At 67.8% G+C, this 1711-nt stretch carries 1 protein-coding gene and 1 pseudogene; both read right to left on the bottom strand.

The window, feature by feature from the left end; all coding sequences use genetic code 11:
• Positions 1–19: 19 nt before the first annotated feature.
• Positions 20–280, bottom strand: a complete 261-nt coding sequence (locus AC1VAN_RS22580; protein WP_480986832.1) for a hypothetical protein — start codon at positions 278–280, stop codon at positions 20–22.
• A 292-nt stretch (positions 281–572) separates the two neighbouring features.
• A pseudogene (locus AC1VAN_RS22575) lies at positions 573–1592 on the bottom strand (Csu type fimbrial protein); the annotation flags it as partial.
• Between the last annotated feature and the right edge of the window lie 119 nt (positions 1593–1711).

The following is a 1711-nucleotide window of genomic DNA, read 5'->3' as shown; positions in this document are numbered from 1 at the left end:
CGGCAGGACATCCCGGCAATTATAGCCCGCTTGGCTGGCTCGCTGCAATTGCGGGTGCCCGCGCCGCCAGGATGACCTCCGTTCCGTCCTGCAGGCGGGCATGGAACCTGCCGCCTGCATAGCCATCGGCGCGCGGCGGCAACTGCCACTGGCGCTGGCGCGCCGCCAGCACGTAGCCGGCAAGGCCGGGCAGCAGCAGGCTGCGCTGGCCGCCAGCCGTGTCATAGGCAAGGTCGCTCAAGCGCGCGTGCCGGGTGCCACTGTTCAACAGTCTCAGCATGAATTGCGACCCGTTGACCACCAGCTCTGCCTGCAGGCAGGGGGACGCTGGGCCGACCGGTTCGCTGCGGAACAGGGGCAGTGAATAGCGCGGCATGGCCGGTTCTGCCGGTGCCAGGATGATACGGAATGCCTGTTCAGCGGCCACAGGCGCGGACGACGCCGGCAGCAACCACACGCGCTGGCGGGCGCCGGCCGGCAGGTCCAGCAAGGTCGGACTGGCCAGCACCTGCCCGCTGCGCTGCAGGTGTTCCGCATCCTGTTGCTGGTCCCACGCCCAGATCTGCACCTGGCACCTGCACCAGGTCGTTGTAGGTGCCCGCCGGAGGCTGTCCGGCAACGGGAGGCACACGCCCGAATATGTTCAGTGTCTGCGCGCTGCCAGTGCCGACGCCGCTTAAGGTGTCCACGGTGAGCGTATTGCCCCAGCGCAGGCTGCGCGCAGCGTCCCGGTACAGCTCGTAGGTCAGGTAATAGCTGTTGCCGCCGATGGTGGTGCGCATGCGCCGGGTGGTAGTAAGGGCCGGGTTGTTCTGACCGTTGTTCAGGCCGACCTGGTAGGCGGTGCGCTTGAGGCAGGTCAGCGTCAGGGTGGCGGTCTGGTCGATGTTGGCGGGAATGCCGCCGGTGACGTTGCCGAAATTCATGGTGGTGGTGAGGTAGCTGCCGCATTGCGGCAGCACGGTGGCAGTGGCATTGAAGGTGAAGGCATTGCTGGCGGTGTTGGTGCCGGTAGCGCCGCCATTGCAGGTGGCCGGTACGGTGGCGGTGCCCAGCAGCACCTCGTTCCAGGCCCAGGTAAGCACCACGTTGGCCCCGGTGAAKGTGCTGCTGTAGTTGCCGGAGGCCAGCACCTGGTTGGCCGGGATCTGTGCGAACAACTGCGTGGTACGGCTGCCGGAGCCGCCGATCAGCGGCACGTTGTAGGTCATCGTCAGTTCCTGTGCGGGAGGTGTGCCGCGCGGTGCCAGGCCGGTGACTTCGCTGTAGTTGGCGACGTTGTATATCTGGAAATTGAGCGGATCACTGCTGCCGTTGACCATTGTCCGCCACGGCGAGGTACTGGTGCCGCCGGTGCCATTGCCCAGGCCGATGCAGACGCGGATGCCGGTGGTGGCGACCAGGCTGAGTGCGGCGGTGGAGCAGTTCACGGTGATGTTCAAGGTGCCGGGGGTGGCACCTGCCGCGCCGCTGCTGACGTTGCCGAAGGGCAGCAGCGCGTCGGCGGTGGCGGTGCAGGTCGCGGCCGCGCGTGTCGATGCACTGGCGATCAGGCCGGCCAGAAGCAGCAGGCCGAGCAGCAGCATCCTCATGGCGCCACCTCCGGCACGCATTGCAGCGGGACCGGGCGGGCGCTGGCCCCGACGGCGACCACCTGCGGTGCCGGCACGCGGACCCGGCACTGGCCACCGCTGCTGGTGATGTACAGCAC

The sequence above is a fragment of the Stenotrophomonas sp. 05L44_2 genome (assembly GCF_056665995.1).
Note: the sequence above shows the minus strand (reverse complement) of the source record. Positions and strands in the feature narration are given on the sequence as shown.

Excerpts from the sequence above, each read along its gene's own strand:
- AC1VAN_RS22580 (WP_480986832.1), bottom strand. The coding sequence starts at position 280 with ATGCTGAGACTGTTGAACAGTGGCACCCGGCACGCGCGCTTGAGCGAC.